This is a genomic window from Arthrobacter sp. 05T420 (genome assembly GCF_056396305.1).
This window is the reverse complement of record NZ_JBFTLG010000005.1, coordinates 71,364-88,849: the sequence shown is the minus strand read 5'-3', so window position 1 is coordinate 88,849 and position 17,486 is coordinate 71,364. Positions and strand designations below refer to the sequence as shown.

Annotated in this window: 12 protein-coding genes; 9 read left to right on the top strand and 3 right to left on the bottom strand. The window is 69.0% G+C overall.

Translation table 11 applies throughout. The annotated features are described in order from the left end of the window. The first annotated feature begins 15 nt into the window (after positions 1-15). Together AC1DEM_RS06635 and AC1DEM_RS06630 are read left to right on the top strand one after the other, a co-directional pair. Positions 16-3,390 carry a glycosyltransferase family 2 protein gene (locus AC1DEM_RS06635; RefSeq protein ID WP_476883722.1) on the top strand — a complete coding sequence of 1,125 codons (3,375 nt, stop codon included), beginning with the start codon at positions 16-18 and terminating at the stop codon, positions 3,388-3,390. After that, complete coding sequence (locus tag AC1DEM_RS06630) at positions 3,383-5,149, top strand: DUF5719 family protein (protein ID WP_476883721.1); 1,767 nt, start codon at positions 3,383-3,385, stop codon at positions 5,147-5,149. The genes AC1DEM_RS06635 and AC1DEM_RS06630 overlap by 8 nt, the downstream gene beginning before the upstream one ends. Before the next feature lie 72 nt (positions 5,150-5,221). On the opposite strand, the gene AC1DEM_RS06625 is transcribed toward AC1DEM_RS06630, so the two are convergent. Beyond that, the gene (locus AC1DEM_RS06625; protein ID WP_476883720.1) at positions 5,222-5,773 is read right to left on the bottom strand and encodes a metallopeptidase family protein; all 552 of its coding nucleotides are present in this window, start codon (positions 5,771-5,773) and stop codon (positions 5,222-5,224) included. Positions 5,774-5,904: 131 nt separating this feature from the next. Between AC1DEM_RS06625 and AC1DEM_RS06620 the strand changes: the two genes are divergently transcribed. The 5 genes from AC1DEM_RS06620 (at position 5,905) to AC1DEM_RS06600 (ending at position 11,062) form a co-directional block, all read left to right on the top strand. Next, positions 5,905-6,294 carry a DUF3499 domain-containing protein gene (locus AC1DEM_RS06620; RefSeq protein WP_476883719.1) on the top strand — a complete coding sequence of 130 codons (390 nt, stop codon included), beginning with the start codon at positions 5,905-5,907 and terminating at the stop codon, positions 6,292-6,294. Between the two features lie 85 nt (positions 6,295-6,379). Then, positions 6,380-6,658 (top strand): Trm112 family protein, encoded by a 279-nt coding sequence (locus AC1DEM_RS06615; RefSeq protein WP_476883718.1) that lies wholly within the window; start codon positions 6,380-6,382, stop codon positions 6,656-6,658. A 124-nt stretch (positions 6,659-6,782) separates the two neighbouring features. Beyond that, positions 6,783-8,270, top strand: a complete 1,488-nt coding sequence (ahcY, locus tag AC1DEM_RS06610; RefSeq protein ID WP_476883717.1) for an adenosylhomocysteinase — start codon at positions 6,783-6,785, stop codon at positions 8,268-8,270. Positions 8,271-8,427: 157 nt separating this feature from the next. Then, positions 8,428-9,654, top strand: a complete 1,227-nt coding sequence (locus AC1DEM_RS06605; RefSeq protein WP_476883716.1) for a L,D-transpeptidase — start codon at positions 8,428-8,430, stop codon at positions 9,652-9,654. Between the two features lie 112 nt (positions 9,655-9,766). Next, positions 9,767-11,062 (top strand): TIGR01906 family membrane protein, encoded by a 1,296-nt coding sequence (locus tag AC1DEM_RS06600; RefSeq protein WP_476883715.1) that lies wholly within the window; start codon positions 9,767-9,769, stop codon positions 11,060-11,062. A 13-nt stretch (positions 11,063-11,075) separates the two neighbouring features. Here AC1DEM_RS06600 and AC1DEM_RS06595 read toward each other — a convergent pair whose 3' ends face one another. Both AC1DEM_RS06595 and AC1DEM_RS06590 read right to left on the bottom strand, forming a co-directional pair. After that, positions 11,076-12,905: an AMP-dependent synthetase/ligase gene (locus AC1DEM_RS06595; protein WP_476883714.1), complete on the bottom strand. Its 1,830-nt coding sequence runs from the start codon at positions 12,903-12,905 to the stop codon at positions 11,076-11,078. Positions 12,906-12,964: 59 nt separating this feature from the next. Further along, positions 12,965-14,719, bottom strand: a complete 1,755-nt coding sequence (locus AC1DEM_RS06590) for a dolichyl-phosphate-mannose--protein mannosyltransferase (RefSeq protein WP_476883713.1) — start codon at positions 14,717-14,719, stop codon at positions 12,965-12,967. 57 nt (positions 14,720-14,776) lie between these two features. Between AC1DEM_RS06590 and rsmI the strand changes: the two genes are divergently transcribed. Next, positions 14,777-15,712 (top strand): 16S rRNA (cytidine(1402)-2'-O)-methyltransferase, encoded by a 936-nt coding sequence (gene rsmI, locus AC1DEM_RS06585; protein ID WP_476883712.1) that lies wholly within the window; start codon positions 14,777-14,779, stop codon positions 15,710-15,712. Between the two features lie 270 nt (positions 15,713-15,982). Beyond that, positions 15,983-17,482 (top strand): NAD-dependent succinate-semialdehyde dehydrogenase, encoded by a 1,500-nt coding sequence (locus AC1DEM_RS06580; RefSeq protein ID WP_476883711.1) that lies wholly within the window; start codon positions 15,983-15,985, stop codon positions 17,480-17,482. The last annotated feature ends 4 nt before the right edge of the window (positions 17,483-17,486 follow it).

Genomic DNA, 17,486 nt, shown 5'->3' with positions numbered 1-17,486 from the left:
CGAGTCACCGCCGTCGTGGTCTCCCACGACGGCGGTGCTTTTCTCCCCAGGACCCTTGCGGCGCTGGCGGCCCAGACGCGGCCCGCCGACGCCGTGATCGGTGTCGACACCGGCTCCCGCGACCACTCTGCCGCCCTCCTCGAACAGGAATTGGGCAAGGCCAATGTCACGGTGGTCGACCAGCCCAGGTCCGGCATGGGAGGCGCCGTCATGGCCGGGCTCAAGGCCCTCCCGCAGAGGCCTGAGGACACCGCCGTCGGCGCGCAGGGCGCCGAGTGGATCTGGCTGCTGCACGACGACGCCGCACCGGCACCCGAAGCCCTCGCCGAACTGCTCCATGCCGTCGAGCGCGCGCCGTCGGTCACGGTCGCAGGCTGCAAGCAGCTGGACTGGTTTGCCGAGCGGCGGCTGATCGACGTCGGCCTCTCCACGAGCCGCTGGGCCGAGCGGCTGACGCTGATCGATGCCGACGAGCTCGACCAGGGCCAGTACGACGGCCGCAGCGATACCTTTGCCGTGAATTCCGCCGGCATGCTGGTTCGCCGCGACATTTGGGAGGAGCTCCGGGGCTTCGATCCGGCACTGCCCGGAAGCGGCGACGACGTCGACTTCTGCTGGCGCAACCGCCTCGCCGGGCACCGCGTGGTGGTGGTCCCCAGCGCGCGGATGTTCCATGTCTCGCATCGTCCCCATGCGCTGGGCAACGCGGCTGCCGCACGCAAGGCGCAGGTCCATCTGCGGCTCAAGAACGCCGCCGGCTGGAAAGTCCCGCTGCACGCCGTCGGCGCTCTCGTCGGGAGCCTCTTCAAACTTATCCTGAGCATTGCTGTCAAGGACCCAGGGCACGGGTTCTCCCAACTGCTGGCAACCTTTGCGGCGCTGGGCCGCCCGGCCGCGGTGATCCGCGGACGCCGCAATGCCGCGCGCACCCGCCGGATAAGGCGCTCCGTCATGACAGGGCTGCAGACGCCGCGCCGTGAGGTCTGGGCGCACCGGCGCTCCCTGATCGAGGCGCTGGGCGCCGACGACTTCGGCGACGGAGCCACGGGCACCGATCCGCTGGCCGAGCAGCCTACCGGCGACGCCGACGACTTCGCCGCCATCGCCACCCCGGACCGCGGTTGGGTGGGCAACGGTGCCGTGCTGGCTGTACTCCTGACCCTGGCGGTTTCCCTGACGGGACTGCTCGGCCTGTTCCGTGCCCCGGCAGTTTCCGGCGGCGCGCTGATTCCGGTTTCACTGCGCCTCTCCGAAATCTGGCACCATGCCTCCACCTGGTGGATCAGTCTCGGCGCGGGCCTTCCTGGCCACGGCGACCCCTTCGGCTACCTCCTGTGGGTGCTGGGAGCGCTCGGTGCCGGCGACGCCAACGGCGCCGTCGGTTGGTTGTTGATCCTTGCCATGCCGCTGTCCGCGCTGGGCGCGTGGTTCGCTGCCGGTGCCCTGACGGCGCGCCGGAGGCTGCGCCTGGCGGCCGCCCTGGTCTGGGCCGCGGCGCCGGCGCTCCAGGTTTCCCTCAACCAAGGCCGGCTTGGTGCCTTGATTGCGCACGTCATGATCCCGGTGCTCGTCCTGGCGCTGCTCCGGGCTACCGGCACGGCGGCAGGCCGCGGCGTCCACGCCGTCCCGGCGCCGGGCCAACGCCGGCTGACCGCCATGCCCGCCGCCCGCCCCGGCATCAACGGGACGCCCTCCTGGACGGCTGCCGCCGCGGCGGGCCTGGCCATGGCCGTGGTCACCGCCGCGGCGCCGTCGCTGCTGGTGCCCTGCATCGCAGTCGTTGCCCTGTGCGGGGTGCTTCTGGGCCGCCGCGGCCGCACGGTGTGGTGGGCGCTCCTGCCCAGCCTGGCATTGTTCCTGCCGTTCGCCTTCTCCGTGCTGGACCGGCCGCGGGCGCTCCTGGCAGACCCGGGCCTGCCGCTCGGTTTCGACGCCGCCCCGCTGTGGCAGCAGGCCCTGGGCCAGCCGCTGAACTTCGACGCGGGCGCCGGACTCACCGGGCTGAGCGCCTTTGGCGGGACCGCATCGGGCCCGGCCGGACTGCCGTGGGCGCTGCTGCTGGCCTTGCTGTTCGGGCTGCCGCTGCTGCTGCTGGCCCTCGCCGCGCTGTTCATGCCGCGCCGGCTGGTGCTGGCGGGACGCACCTGGACGGCACGCTGGCTGTGGGCCGTCGCAGTCCTGATGCTGGCCGGCGGCTGGCTCGCCGGGCATGTCGCCTCCGGCGCCAGCGCCGATGTCCTGGTCACGCCGTTCCCCGGCCCCGCCGTTTCGGCGGCCGCGTTCGCCCTCCTGGGGGCCGCCCTCATCGCAGCAGAAGGACTCCTGGACGCCGCCGACCGGACGGCCGGGACCGGGCTGGCACGGAAGGTCCTGATCCGCGGCACGGCCGCGGCAGCCCTGGCCCTTTTGCTGGCCGCACCCCTGGCCGGGTTCACCCTGTGGAGCGCGCAAAACCTGCTGCAGCCTACGGCGCAGGCACCCACGCCAGCACCGGCAGCCAGCGCCGGCCCCGCCGGTCTCGGAACCCCGAGGCTCGTCCAGCCTGCCCAGGCCCGCACCCTGCCGGCCACGGCGGTTGACCGCGGCGAGGGCTCGGAACAGTCCAAGACGCTCCTTATTGCCAGCAACGAGGACGGCAGCTTCGACGCAACACTCATGCGCGGCGCCGGCACCACACTCGACGCCCTGTCCACGATCGCCGCGGCCCGCGGCATCATGGGGGCGCCGGGCCAGGAGACGGTCCGCGACGACGACGCCGTCGCCGCTTCGCTCCGGAACGTCGTGGCTACCATTGTGGCCGGCGAGGGTGTGGATCCGAGGGGAGAGCTCGAGCAGCTTGGCGTCGGCTTTGTGGTGCTCCGGGTTGCCGATTCGGCCTCCGAATTGACGGCCAGCCGCATGGACGCCGTGCCCGGGCTTGTGGCCGTCGGCCAGACCGGTACGGGCTGGCTCTGGCGGGTCAGCCCGGTGGACCGACCTGGCATCAAGGCCTCCGACGTCGCCCACCGGGTCCGGGTGGTGGACGGCACCGGCGCAACCGTCGGCCTGCTGTCTGCGGAGGAAGTCTCTGCGGGCGGCACTATCCCGGCCGGCCCCGAGGGCCGGCTGGTGGTTCTTGCCGACCGCGCCGATCCGGGCTGGAGCGCCTGGCTCGACGGCCGCCGCCTGACCTCAACGACGTCGGGGTGGGCCCAGGCGTTCACCCTGCCCGCCCAAGGCGGCCAGTTGAGCATCCGTTACGAAGCGCCCTGGGCCGTCCTGATCGGAATCGCGCAGGCCGTGATGATCGGGCTGACCGTCCTCCTGGCCGTGCCCATGCCTGCCCGCCGGCCCAACACCGGCCTGTCCAGGGACGAAGCCTCCCTGCGTAAGGAACATCAGCATGTCTAAGGGCAAAAACGACAACGAAGATAACAGCGACAACAAGAACGACGGCGGTCCGGTTCCGGAAACGTCAACGGACGCATCTTCCATGACCGAAACCCCGGGCGCTGGCGTTTCCGGCGCGGGTGCCGGCGGGCGAGCCAAAGTTGCACCCGCCGCCGGTGCGGCGCCGCAGAAGAGGGGCCTGCCGCGGGCCGGCTTGATCGGCGGCATTCTCTCCGCGGTCGCCCTCGTTGCCGCGGGCGGAGGCCTGGTGTCGGCGGCGTCGCTGACCCCACAAAGCCCCGCCAGCCGGCATCTCGAGGCTCCCGTGGCCTCGGTGCCGGCAGGCAGCAGCGTCGGAGTCTGTCCGGGCCCTGCCCGGCTGCTCGAGGGCACCCCCGTGGGCACCGACCCCCAGTTCAGCCCGGAATCCGCTACGGCGAAGACCGCCGTCAGCGCCGCGGTGCTCGGCTCAAGCGCGGGCGTCATTCCCGGCAGCCGGCTGGCCCCGCTCAAGGGTGCCCCCCTCGCCGAAATCGCCAAGGGCGCCACGGCTGTGCCCACCGCCTCCACGGCTGCGGCCCGCACGCCCGTGCTGATCGCCGGCGTCGTGCCCCAGCGGGAGGTGGACAACATCAGCGTTCTCAGCGCCGATGCCCAGGACAACCGCCAGGCAGCTGCCGGCGCCGTCCTGAGCTACACCGCCGAGGACGGGGACCTCCAAGGTTCCGCGGCCGCAGCCTGCCAGCAACCCGGCAATGATCTCTGGCTGGTCGGCGCCAACACGGCCCTCGGCCGGTCGGCAGTCCTGAACCTCACTAATGCCTCCAGCACGCCCGCGACGGTGAGCCTGGATCTCCTTGGCTCCGACGGCTTGATCCAGGCGCCCGGAAGCCGCGGCCTGCTCGTGGCGCCCGGCACCACCCGCTCGATAGTCCTGGCCGGGCTCGCGCCTGGACAGGAACGGCTCGGCGTGCGGGTCCGCAGCACGGGCGGCCCGGTGGCAGCCGTCATCCAGCAAAGCGTGCTCCGCGGCCTCACGCCCGGCGGTGTCGACTTCATTACCCCCGGCAGTGCACCGTCCGTCAGCCAAGTGGCCTCCGGTCTCGAGATCCAGGATCCGGCGGCCCTGGCCGCGCTTACGGCGAAACCCGGCTTCGCCGATGCCGGACCGGCCCTGGAAGTTGCTGTGCCCGGGGCAGCCGATGCCGTGGTCGAGATCAAGTTGTATGGACGCGACGGCCAGAAGGCGCTGCCCGGCGGCGGCGTGGTCACGGCGAAGGCCGGGGCCGTCACTGAAGTTTCGCTGGCCGGGGTCCCGGCCGGGACCTATACCGTCGCGGCGAGCTCCGATGTCTCCTTCGCGGCCACTGCCCGGCTCACACGCGGACTGCAGTCCGGGGACGCCTCGGACATTGCGTTCTCCGCCGCGTCGGCCCGGCTGGGCAGCCAGCACGTCGTTCCGGTTCCCAGCGCGGGCGCCGGGCAGCTCGTTTTCGGTGCACCCACAGGCCGGGCGACAGTGACCTACACGCCCATCACGGCGGACGGCAAGATCCGGCCCGCCGGTTCCGCCGACATTGCCGGCGGAACCACGGTGTCCATCAAGGTCCCCGCGGACGTGGGCGGCTCGCCGCTCGTGGGCTATGTGGTATCCGCAGCCGGGGACGCGGCATACGGGGCGCTGGTCCTGGGCCGGGAAAGCCGGCAGGACATGTCCGTCGTGGCCATCGCGCCGGAAGCGGCAGGACAGCGACAGGTCCCCGTCACGCTGGGCTACTAGGACCGGTCAGGCGGGGCAGGGCCGGGTCAGTCTAGGGCAAGTCGGGGCCGAGAGCCGGGCATCCCGCGCCGGTCAGTACCGGCGGCGGTAGACCGGGTCGAGGGACTCGGGGGGTACGCCGAGCATCTCGGCCGTGTATTCCACGACGACGTCGTGCACCAGGTCCTGGAGCTCGTCCCGGGTTCCACACGCCTGTTCCACCACGCGGCGGTACAGCGTGATGACCGGTCCGTCCTCGGCAGTCGCGGCCGTGAAGGCGCCCATCGGCGCGGGGGTGCGGTCCGCCACGAGCTGCTCCAGGCCCGGAGGGATTTCGTCGACGGCGAAGCGGACGCCGTCGAGGGTTTTGCCCCAGATGTCGTGGAGCCGCTGCGCCGAGTCCAGGACGAAGTCATCGAACCGGTCGGAGCGGGTCCGGTAGCCGGGCAGGGTGGGGAGCATGAGTTCGCCGCGAAGCCCCCGGCCGTGCCGGTTCCTGCGGCGCTGCCGGAAGTTCTTTCCCTGGACAGCGGTGGACGAGCCGGCCAAAGGCGCGCTGGCGGGGCCGGAACCGGCGCCTGTCCGTACGGCGTCGGGGTCAGCCAACCGGACCGTGAAACCCGAATCGTGGTGCGATGACTGCATATCTTGACTCTAAACCCGCAGAATGATTTACGCGATACGGCCAGACCGCGATCCGCCGCCGCCCGGCCGCGGGGCAACCACTGTCGTGTCGATGCGGAGCCCCCGCCCGAGGGGGAGTAGTCTGTGATGTCGTGGGTGCAATTCGTCTTTGTTCGAGGTCTGCCTGCCGCAATTCTGCGGTGGCCACTTTGACGTACGTATACGCCGACTCCACGGCCGTCCTAGGCCCGCTTGCCACGTACGCCGAGCCGCACTGTTACGACTTGTGCGAACAGCACGCCGACTCGCTGACCGTGCCGCGAGGCTGGGAAGTCATGCGGCTGGCTATGCCGGCAACCCCGGCCGGGCCTGGTCCCGACGACCTTCTGGCCCTCGCCAACGCGGTCCGCGAGGCCGCCTTCCGTCCGGCTGCGGCGGAACCTGCCAAGGGGCAGCGTACGCTGCATCCGGCGCTGGAAGCACCGGCTCCGGCCGAGGGCGCCAGACGCGGGCATCTGCGCATCCTGCGCGAACCTTCCTAAGGCGCCAACTGGCGGTAGGGTGGAAACTGCAAAAAGCCGTCAGCCACCGGCGCCCCTTCGCGGCGCCCATCAGGGAGCGTTCACTATGCCCAAGCTCAGTCCCGAACTGTTGTCTGTCCTCCGATGCCCCGTCACCGGCTCCGGCCTGGTGCAGGAAGGCGACGAGCTCGTCACCGTCACGGCAGATGAAGCCGGGAACAAGCTGCGGTACAGGATCGAGGACGGCATCCCCCTGCTGCTGCCGCCGGAACTCCTGCCCGCCGCCGCGGCGGCCCCCTCTGATCAGCACGATGCCGGCCAGCACGACGCCGGTAAGTACGACGCCGGCCAGCAGGCCACAGCCCCCCGCCACGCCGCGGAATAACAGGCACCCCGTGAACGTGCCGGCCACCCATCAGGGATGCCGCCGGCAGCGAATGACTGCTTAGAGCCAGAATTACCTGGATACCCAGCTCCAGACAAGCAACCGGCCACAACAAAGGATTCACATGACTTTCGATTATAAGATTGCGGACATTTCCCTGGCCGAGGCGGGCCGCCATCAGATCCGCCTCGCCGAGCACGAGATGCCCGGACTCATGTCCCTGCGCGAGGAATTCGGCGCCAGCCAGCCGCTCAAGGGCGCCCGGATCGCCGGATCCCTGCACATGACGGTCCAGACCGCGGTGCTGATCGAGACCCTTACCGCCCTCGGCGCGGAAGTCCGCTGGGCCTCCTGCAATATTTTCTCCACCCAGGACGAAGCCGCCGCCGCCGTTGTGGTCGGCACAGGCACCGCCGAGAACCCCCAAGGCGTCCCCGTCTTCGCCTGGAAGGGCGAGAGGCTGGAGGAATACTGGTGGACTGCCCAGCAGATCCTCACCTGGCCGGGCGCCGACGCCAACCCTGAGCTTGGTCCGAACATGATCCTGGACGACGGCGGCGACGCCACCATGCTGGTGCACAAGGGTGTCGAATTCGAGGCCGCCGGTGCTGTGCCCGCCGCTACCGAGGACGAATCCGAGGAAGGCCGGGTCTTCCTCGACGTGCTGCGGGCCTCGCTTCAGGCCGACCCGCAGAAGTGGACCCGCATCGGCTCCCTCCTGCTCGGCGTCACCGAGGAGACCACCACCGGCGTGCACCGCCTGTACCAGCTGGCGGAGCAGGGCAAGCTGCTCTTCCCGGCCATCAACGTCAACGACTCCGTCACCAAGAGCAAGTTCGACAACAAATACGGCATCCGCCACTCCCTGCCGGACGGCATCAACCGTGCCACCGACGTCCTGATGGGCGGCAAGGTCGCCGTCGTCTGCGGTTACGGCGACGTCGGCAAGGGAGCCGCAGAGGCCTTCCGCGGCCAGGGCTCGCGCGTGATTGTCACCGAAATCGATCCGATCTGCGCGCTCCAGGCAGCGATGGACGGCTACCAGGTGGCCAAGCTGGAATCCGTCCTTGGCGAAGGCCACATCTTCATCACCACCACCGGCAACAAGGATGTCATCATGGCCAAGCACATGGCCGGGATGCGCGACAAGGCAATCGTGGGCAACATAGGCCACTTCGACAACGAGATCGACATGGCTGGCCTGGCGAAGGTCCCCGGCATCAAGAAGGTCGAGATCAAGCCCCAGGTCCACGAGTGGGTCTTCGAAGCCGACCCGGCCACGGGAACGGGCAGCCGCTCCATCATCGTGCTGTCCGAAGGCCGCCTGCTGAACCTCGGCAACGCCACCGGACACCCCTCCTTCGTCATGAGCAACTCCTTCGCCAACCAGACGATCGCCCAGATCGAACTGTTCACGAAGGCCGGCCAGCCCGAGGGCGAGCGTGAATACGAGAAGCAGGTCTACGTCCTGCCGAAGATCCTGGACGAGAAGGTCGCCCGACTGCACCTGGGCGCCCTCGACGTGGAGCTGACTGAGCTGTCCAAGGAGCAGGCCGAGTACCTGGACGTCGACGTGGCCGGCCCTTACAAGCCCGGTCACTACCGCTACTAGGAAGTGTCCCGAAGGGCCCCGGACTCTCGTCCGGGACCCTTTGTCGTGACCGTTTTGGGGGCACTTTTGTAACCGGATCGTGGTCGAAACGGTCCGGGGTTCCAAGGTAACTCAATTATGCTGGCAGGATGACGTGTGGAAACGCCCGGGCCCTGTGATGGCCCTGAAAACCTGGAGTACCCGCCGCAAGATTGCCTTGCTGGGGATGGTCTGCGCCCTGGCAGCCGGCGGCGGGGCCTTCGCCGCGGCGGCTCCGGGGCTGGCCCAGTCCGCCATTTCCTCCGAGGCGGGATCCCCGGCCCGGACGACGCCGGGACTCGCCGTCCCGGTGGTGGCCCCCGCGGAGCTCGCGCTCACGCCCGCCGACGGCGCCGTTCAGGTCAACCCTGCGGCGCCGGTATCCCTCAAGGTCAAGAACGGGCGCATTGACCGGGTGGCGCTCACGAGCGATGCCGGCGACACGGTCGACGGCACCCTGGGCGCGGACGCATCCGCCTGGACTTCCTCCGGCGACCTGGCGTTCAACACCCGGTACAACTTCACGTACTCCGTGCTGGACGCCGCCGGACGCCAGACCCACAGCACACGATCATTCACCACCGTTTCGACTGCCAACGAGGCCGACGCCGCCATTTACCCCCTGGACGGGATGAAGGTGGGCGTGGCCCAGCCCCTGCAGATCACCTTCAGCGAGCCGGTCCTGAACCGGGACGCCGTTGAAAAGGCCATCAAGATCACCTCCACGTCCGGCCAGGTGGGTGCTTTCCACTGGTTCAACAAGAACACCGTCAGGTACCGGCCGCAGGCCTTCTGGGCCGCGAACAGCACCATCACCATGGACATGAAGATGTTCGGCGTCGAACTGGGCAACGGGCAGGTCGGCAACTTCAATAAGAAAGTGACCGTCCACATAGGAGACAAGAAGGTGGCCGTTGCCGACGCCAAGGCCCATACCTTCTCGGTCAGCATCAACGACAAGCCGGCGGGGAAGTGGCCGGCAACCATGGGTGACACCCGGTTCCCCTCTGCCCGGGGTTTCCTCGTATTCATGGAGAAGCACCGCGTGGAGCACATGGACGCCTCCACGATCGGGCTCAAACCGGGGGACCCGGCCTACTACGGCCAGCTCGACGTGAACTACGCCACGCGTCTGACGCCCAGCGGGGAGTTCATCCACCAGGCCACGGACTCCGCAATGCCATTCGTCGGCAAGGCGAACCTCTCCCACGGCTGCATCGGTCTGGGCCCGGACGGCGCCAAGTGGGTCTTCGACAACATGACCACCGGCGACGTCGTCCAGGTAGTGAACACCGAGGGGGAGTACGCCAACTTCGATGACGGCTTCGGGGACTGGAACATCCCTTGGGCCCAATACGCCAACTGACGGGGTGGCACCCCGCCGAGCCCAATCCTCTGACGGTAGGCTCGGAGCCAGATAAGTTGCGCAGCCGGGCGCAGGCCGGGCAGCACAGAAGCCTACGGAAGCGAAGCTCCACGTGACAGACAAAAGTCCTACCCCTCCCGACCGGCCGGATCCGCATCTGGATCCCTCGGACGACACGGACGAGCCGGCGTTCGACTGGATGAAGCCGGCCTCCACCGCCAAGACCACCGCGGGCTCTGCCGACAAGCCCGCAGCCACGAAGGACGACGGCGCCGCGGCCGCCAAGCCCGCAGCCACCCCTGCCGCCAAGCCCGCAGCCACCCCTGCCGACAAGCCCGCAGCCGAGAAGGAAGAGGCCGCCGCAGCCGCTGCGGCGGCCCCCGTGACAGCGTCCGCGCCCCGTCAGCCCGGGAGCCGTGCTGACCGGAAGGCGGCCGAAGCTGCCGTCCTCCAGACGCAGGCTGACAAGTCCGGGGCACGCCAGGACTCCGGCTTTGACGAGACGGTGCAGCTCTCTGCCCTGCCGGGATCCCCGGAGGACGACGTCGAACGCCGGAATGCCGAACGCCGGAATGCCGAACGCGAGCAGGCGGCCAATGCCAAGCCCGTACTGCCCCGGGTGATGCAGGTGCTGCTCGCCGTGTTCTACCCGATCATCCTGCTGGTGCTCGCCGTCCGCGCCGTGACCAGCCCCCTGTTCCTCTGGGTGGAATACAACCGTCCAGGCTTCCCCGGCGACGGTTACGGCTTCAGCACCGATGACCGGATGACCTACGGCTCCTACGCGGTGGACTACCTCAGCAACTGGTCGGGCCCGCGCTACCTCGGCGATCTTGTGGACCAAAGCGGCGAGCGGCTGTTCAAGGTCGGCGAAGTCAGCCACATGGCCGACGTCAAGGCTGTCATCTTGTCCACGTTCGGTGCCGGCACGCTGCTGATCCTGCTGGGCCTGGTGGCTGTGATCTACCTGAAGCGAAAGCACAACGGGGGAGTCCGCCGCGGCCTGTTCGCCGGCTCGATCGTCACACTCGCGATCATTATCGGTCTCGGGACGCTCGCGGTGCTCGGCTGGGAGCAGTTCTTCACCGATTTCCACCACATTTTCTTCGCCAACGGGACCTGGACATTTTCGCTCCAGGACACCCTGATCAGGCTCTTCCCGGGCCAGTTCTGGATGGATGCCGGGATTGTCATCGGTGCCCTCGTCCTGCTGGCTTCCGTTCTCACCCTTATCCTGACCTGGCCCACGCGCCGGCGCCGCGGCCTTGGCAAGAAGGCGGGCTCAGCCAAGGGCGCCATTGCTGACGCCGACCCTGACGCCACCGAGGCTGCCGCTGCGGCGGATGCGACGGCCGGCAGTACCGGCACCGAGGCGGAGGGCCCGGCGCGCACCCGGTACACCGTCTGAAAGGGCCTGCTGCCTAACCGTAGATGCGGTTGATGTGCTCCGCGTAATCCCGCACGACGGCGGCCCGCTTGAGCTTGAGCGAGGGCGTCAGGTGCCCTGACTCCACGGTGAAGTCGGCGTCCAGGATGACGAAGCTGCGGATCGCCTCAGCCTTGGAGACCAGGAGGTTCGCCTCATCGACGGCGTTCTGGATCGAGGCCCGGACGCTCTCGTTGGCGGCGGCTTCGGCCGGGGCCATGACGGGCACATTCCGGGCGGCGCACCAGTTGCGCAGCCCTTCCGGGTCGAGGTTGACCAAGGCCGAGACGAACGGCCGTCCGTCGCCGATGACCACGGCCTGTTCCACCAGCTGGTGCTCGCGGATCTTCTCCTCGAGCGGTCCCGGGGCGACATTTTTGCCGCCTGCCGTGACTAGCAGGTCCTTCTTCCGGCCCGTGATGGTCAGGAAGCCGTCCTCGTCCAGGGAGCCGAGATCCCCGGTCCGGAAGAAACCGTCCACGAACGCCTCCGCATTGGCGGCCTCGTTGGCGTGGTAGCCCTTAAAGACGCCGATGCCCTTGACCAGGATCTCGCCGTCGTCGGCCACCCGGACCGTGGTGCCCGGCACCGGGATGCCGACTGTGCCCACCTTGATCCGGGCAGGGGTGTTGGCCGTACACGGCGCCGTGGTTTCCGTCAGGCCGTAGCCTTCAAGGACGGGGATGCCCGCGCCGCGGAAGAAATGGGCGTCGTTGGAGCTCAGCGGGCTGGCGCCGGAGACCGTGTACCGCAGCTGGCCGCCGAAGGCCTGCCGGAGCCGGGGGTATAGCAGCCGGTCGAAGACTGCGTGCCGGGCACGCAGGAAGATCCCGGGTCCCGTGCCGTTGCCCCGGGAGGCGGCGTCCAGAGCCGTGGAGTAGCGGACCGCGGCCGCCGCTGCAGCCGTGAAGATGCGCTCCCTGCCCGCGGCGGCAGCCTGTTGCGCGGCCCCGGCATAGACCTTTTCGAAGATCCGGGGGACCACCAGCAGGAAAGTGGGCTTGAAGCTGGCCAGGTCGTCCAGGAGCTCCTTCGCGTTTGCGGAGTGGCCGACGGTGGTGCCGGAGCTGAGGCAGATGACCTGCACCGCCCGGGCCAAAACGTGCGCCAGGGGCAGGAACATCAGCGTCCGGGAGCGCGGCTGCAGGAGCAGCTCGGGCAGGAAGAGGGCGATGTTCTTCGCGACCAGGGCAAAGTTGGCGTGCGTGATCTCGCAGCCCTTGGGCTTGCCGGTGGTGCCAGAGGTGTAGACCAAGGACGCCACGTCCGCCAGAGACGCGGCGCTCCGGTGGCGTTCGAGCTCGGCGTCGGTCACCCCGGTGCCGGCCGCGGCCAGGCTCGTCAAGTTCGGTGCCGCGCCGTCGTGCTCCATCCGCACGACGGCGACAAGCCGGTCACCGAGGACCGTGGAGGCGTCCAGGACGCCCCGGACCACGGCGGCCTTGGCCTGATCCTCGACGAACACCCGCCGGGCTCCCGAGTCGTGGAGGATCCACTCGACCTGGGCCGCGGAGGAGGTCTCATAGATCGGGACGGTGACGCCGCCGGCGAACCAGATGGCGAAGTCCACCACCGTCCACTCATACCGGGTGGCGGACATGACAGCGACGGTTTCGCCCGGAGTGAGTCCGCCGGCAATCAGGCCTTTGGCCAGGGCAGTGACCTGCTCCAGGAAGTGTTGGACGGTGACATCGGTCCAGCCGCCGGGGCCCTTGCGGGAGTAGAGGGCGTGCACGGGGTCCTTCGCGTGCTGCTCCAGGAGCAGGTCCGTCACGTTGGACTCCGGGTCCAGCTCCACGAGCAGTCCGGTGCTTGCTTCTCTCACAGCCGAGTCTCCATTCCTGGTCCGCCGGAGTGCGGCGGACTTTCCCCGTCAATCCTGCCCTAGATCCAGGATGGCATCCACATCCGGATGCGCCACTCCTGGTAGGGGATCACCTCGGCGGTCCAGACGGGGTAGAAGAACGCGGACACCAGCACGGCCGCCACCACGAACAGCGCCACCAGCCAGAACCCGGACCGCCGGCGCCACAGGGGGTCGCTGCGCTGGCCGAGCACCAGGCCCAGGCAATAGACGAGCGCCAGCACCAGGAACGGTTCAAAGGAGACGGCGTAGAAGAAGAAGGTGGTCCGCTCCGGGTAGAGGAACCAGGGCAGATATCCCGCTGCCACACCAGCCAGGACCGCGCCGGCGCGCCAGTCGCGGCGGCCGGCCCACCAGAACAGCAGGACGCCCAGGCTCACGGCCGCGCTCCACCAGATCAGCGGGTTGCCCACGGAGAGGATGGCGGTGGTGCAGTTGCCGAAATCGCAGCCCGGGCTGCCCGGCTTGGGGGATTCGTAGAAGAAGGATGTGGGCCGGCCCATGACCAGCCAGCTCCAGGCGCTGGCCTCGTACGGGTGGTCCGAGCTCAGGCCCTGATGGAACTTGTAGGCCTCAAGGTGGTAATGCGCAAGGGACCGTACGGCGTTCGGCAGCCAGCCCCACTCTGCCGAAGGGTTGGTCTCGGCCCAGTGCCTGAAGTAGGCGTCGCTGGACCGGAACCAGCCGGTCCACGTGGCGCCGTAGACCACGGCGGCCACCGGAACGATGCTGAGGAAGGCCGGGACGCCGTCCTTGAGGATGCCTCCGCTGATCCAGGCATGCACGCCGGCTATGCGCCGCGCGCTGAGATCCCAGAAGACGGTCAGCAGGCCGAATCCGGCAAGAAAGAACAGGCCGGACCATTTCGTGCCGACGGCCAGGCCCAGGCAGACTCCCGCGGCGAGGCGCCACCACCGGATGCCGAGCCAGGGGCCGGAAGTGAGCTGAAGAGCCGAGGGGCGCCCCGTTGCAGAGGCTGCAGCCTGCCGGCCGAGCCGGGCTGCCAGCCGCCGCCGGCCGTCGTCGCGGTCCATCAGCAGGGCGCCGAACGCTGCGAGGATCCAGAACATGAGGAAGATGTCCAGCAGCGAGGTCCGGGACATGACGATGTGGTGGCCGTCCACAGCGAGCAGGACGCCGGCAACAGCGCCCAGGGTCAGGGAGCGGAAGAGTTTTTGCGCGATCAGGGCCAGCAGGAGGATGGACAGCGTCCCCGTCAGGGCAGCTCCGAACCGCCAGCCGAAGGGATTGTCCGCCCCGAACAGCCACATGCCCGCGGCGATCATCCATTTGCCGACCGGCGGGTGGACCACATACTCCGGCGTGTTCAGGAGCACGCCGGGATTGCCGGCGATGAAGGCGTCGTTCGCCCGGTCAGGCCAGCTGCGCTCGTACCCGCTGACCAGGAATGAATACGCGTCCTTGACGTAGTAGGTTTCGTCAAAGACCAGGTTGCGGGGCGTGTCGAGCCGGACGAACCTCAGGACGCCGCCCAACGCGGCCGTAAGAACCGGAATGAGCCAGTACCAGAGCCGAAGCGACGCCGGGTAGTCCCGCCAGCTCTGGATGCCGCCGATCAGGCGTTCCCTGAGGGCCTCCGGGGTGGTGGCCTCGGCGGGGCGGCCGATCCAGCGGTGTCCCTCCAGATTGCGGCCGGTGTGGAAGCGGGCGCCGGCTCTGCCGCCTGTTCTGCCGTTGGCGCTGCTCCGGCCGGTTGTCGGCGATGCGGGGCCAGCCTCGGGCGGCCGCGTAGGGGTCTGGGTCACGTTGCCCATGCTACCTTTCGCAGCTGTGCTCGCTGGGCTGCGCCCCGGCCGCAGTAGGCTGGTCCTGTGGACCACGAACCCAGCACTTCCCCTATTCCTCCCCTCGATCCTCCTCCCGAAGACGTGGCCGTCGACGTCGTTCCGGCCACTGGTGTTCCCGCCGCTGGCGGACCCGGCAGGATCGTCCTCGCGGCGACGCCGATCGGAAACGCCGGAGATGCCTCGGCGCGGCTCGTGGAGCTGCTCACGACGGCGGACATCGTCGCCGCGGAGGACACCCGGAGGCTGCACCGCCTCGTGCAGAACCTTGGCATCACCGTGGCCGGCCGGATCATCAGCTATCACGAGCACAATGAGGCGGCCAAGACTGCCGACCTGCTGGACCAGGTCCGGTCCGGCAAAACCCTGGTCATGGTGACCGACGCCGGCATGCCCTCCGTCTCGGACCCGGGGTTCCGGCTGGTTGAAGGCGCCGTAGCGGCCGGCCTCACCGTCACCGCGGCGCCGGGACCGTCCGCCGTGCTGACCGCACTGGCCCTCTCCGGCCTCCCGACGGACCGCTTTTGCTTTGAGGGATTCCTGCCCCGCAAGGCGGGTGAACGCTCCTCGCGGCTTACAGAGCTCGACGCCGAGCGGCGCACCATGGTGTTTTTCGAGGCGCCGCACCGGCTCGAACCCATGCTGCGGGCGCTGCGCGAAAGCTTCGGCGCCGACCGCCGGGCCGCGGTGTGCCGGGAACTTACCAAGACCTACGAAGAGGTCATCCGCGGCACCCTGCGCGAGCTGCTCGAATGGGCCGAGACCAACGAGGTGCGCGGCGAAATCGCGGTGGTAGTGGGCGGCGCTCCCGAGCGCGAGCCAGGCCGTCCCGAGGATCACGTGGCTGCCGTCAACGGGCTGATCGCCCAAGGCATCCGATTGAAGGAGGCCGTGTCCGCAGTGGCCGATGACGCGAAAGTCAGCAAGCGCGAACTCTATGCCGCGGTCCTCGCCGCGCGGTGACAAACGCGCTGTGCTGCGGGCGCCTGTAAGCCGCGGCGGCCCAGTTGGACCCAACCCCCACAGGTGGCACGGAGGTTGTGCAGCTGCACAGCATATTCTGGATCGGGTAGTGCGCCCATGCATAGACTTGCCCGTGAGCGCAGCAGTACCGTGGCAGTAATCCAGACGCCCGGGACTGCCTGCGGGAACGTGCGCCGACATCAAAAACTAATTCAAACAAACTAGTGCCAAGAAACTAGGGCCAACCGAATTGCTGACGAGGGAGTCATTGTGACTGTAACTGCCCAGCCTATTGTTTCCGCCGAGCGGGAGAGCGCCCTGCTGGCGTCCGTTCCGACGGGCCTGCTGATCAACGGCGAGTGGCGTCCGGCCGCGTCCGGGAAGACCTTCGACGTCGAGGACCCCGCCACCGGCAAGGTCCTGCTCAGCATTGCCGACGCCGGTCCCGAGGACGGCAAGGCGGCCCTGGACGCGGCCGCCGCCGCGCAGGAGTCCTGGGCGAAGGTCCCGCCCCGGGAACGCGGCGAGATCCTCCGCCGCGCCTTCGAGATGGTCACGGCCCGCGCGGAGGACTTCGCGTTGCTGATGACACTGGAGATGGGCAAGCCGCTGGCCGAGGCCCGCGGCGAGGTCACGTACGGTGCGGAGTTCCTGCGCTGGTTCTCCGAGGAAGCCGTCCGCGCGTTCGGCCGGTACTCGGTATCCCCGGACGGGAAGTCCCGGCTGCTGGTGACCAAGAAGCCGGTGGGCCCGTGCCTGTTGATCACCCCGTGGAACTTCCCCCTCGCGATGGCGACCCGCAAGATCGCCCCGGCCGTGGCCGCCGGCTGCACCATGGTGCTCAAGTCCGCGAACCTGACCCCGCTGACCTCGCAGCTGTTCGCGGCCGTGATGGTCGAGGCCGGGCTGCCCGCCGGTGTCCTGAACGTCATCCCGACCTCCACCGCCGGTGCCACGACGGGGCCGCTGATCAAGGACTCCCGGCTGCGGAAGCTGTCCTTCACCGGTTCCACCGAGGTCGGCCGCCGGCTGCTCTCGGATGCCTCCGAGACCGTGCTGCGGACCTCGATGGAACTCGGCGGGAACGCCCCGTTCGTGGTGTTCGAGGACGCCGACGTCGATGCCGCCGTCGCCGGGGCGATGCTGGCGAAGCTGCGGAACATGGGCGAGGCCTGCACCGCGGCGAACCGGTTCATCGTGCACGAATCCGTCGCCCAGGAGTTCGCGGAGAAGTTCGCCGCGAAGATGGCGGGCATGACCACCGCACGGGGCACCGAGGCCGAGTCCAAGATCGGCCCGCTGATTGATGCCAAGAGCCGGGACAAGGTCCACGAGCTCGTCACCGACGCTGTCGCGGCCGGCGCGGTCGCGGTGACCGGCGGTTCCGCCGTGGAGGGCCCGGGTTACTTCTACCAGCCCACCATCCTCACCGGCGTCACCGAGGGCACCCGGATCCTGTCCGAGGAAATCTTCGGTCCCGTTGCCCCGATCATCACTTTCGGCACCGAGGACGAGGCCGTCCGGCTCGCGAACAACACCGAATACGGGCTGGTGGCCTACGTCTTCACGCGGGACCTGAACCGGGGGATCCGGATGGGTGAACGGCTGGAGACCGGCATGCTGGGCCTGAACGCCGGTGTGGTCTCCAACGCTGCCGCCCCGTTCGGCGGCGTCAAGCAGTCCGGCCTGGGCCGCGAAGGCGGGCTGGAAGGCATCGAGGAATACCTCTACACCCAGTACATCGGCATCGCCGACCCCTACGCCGGCTAACCGC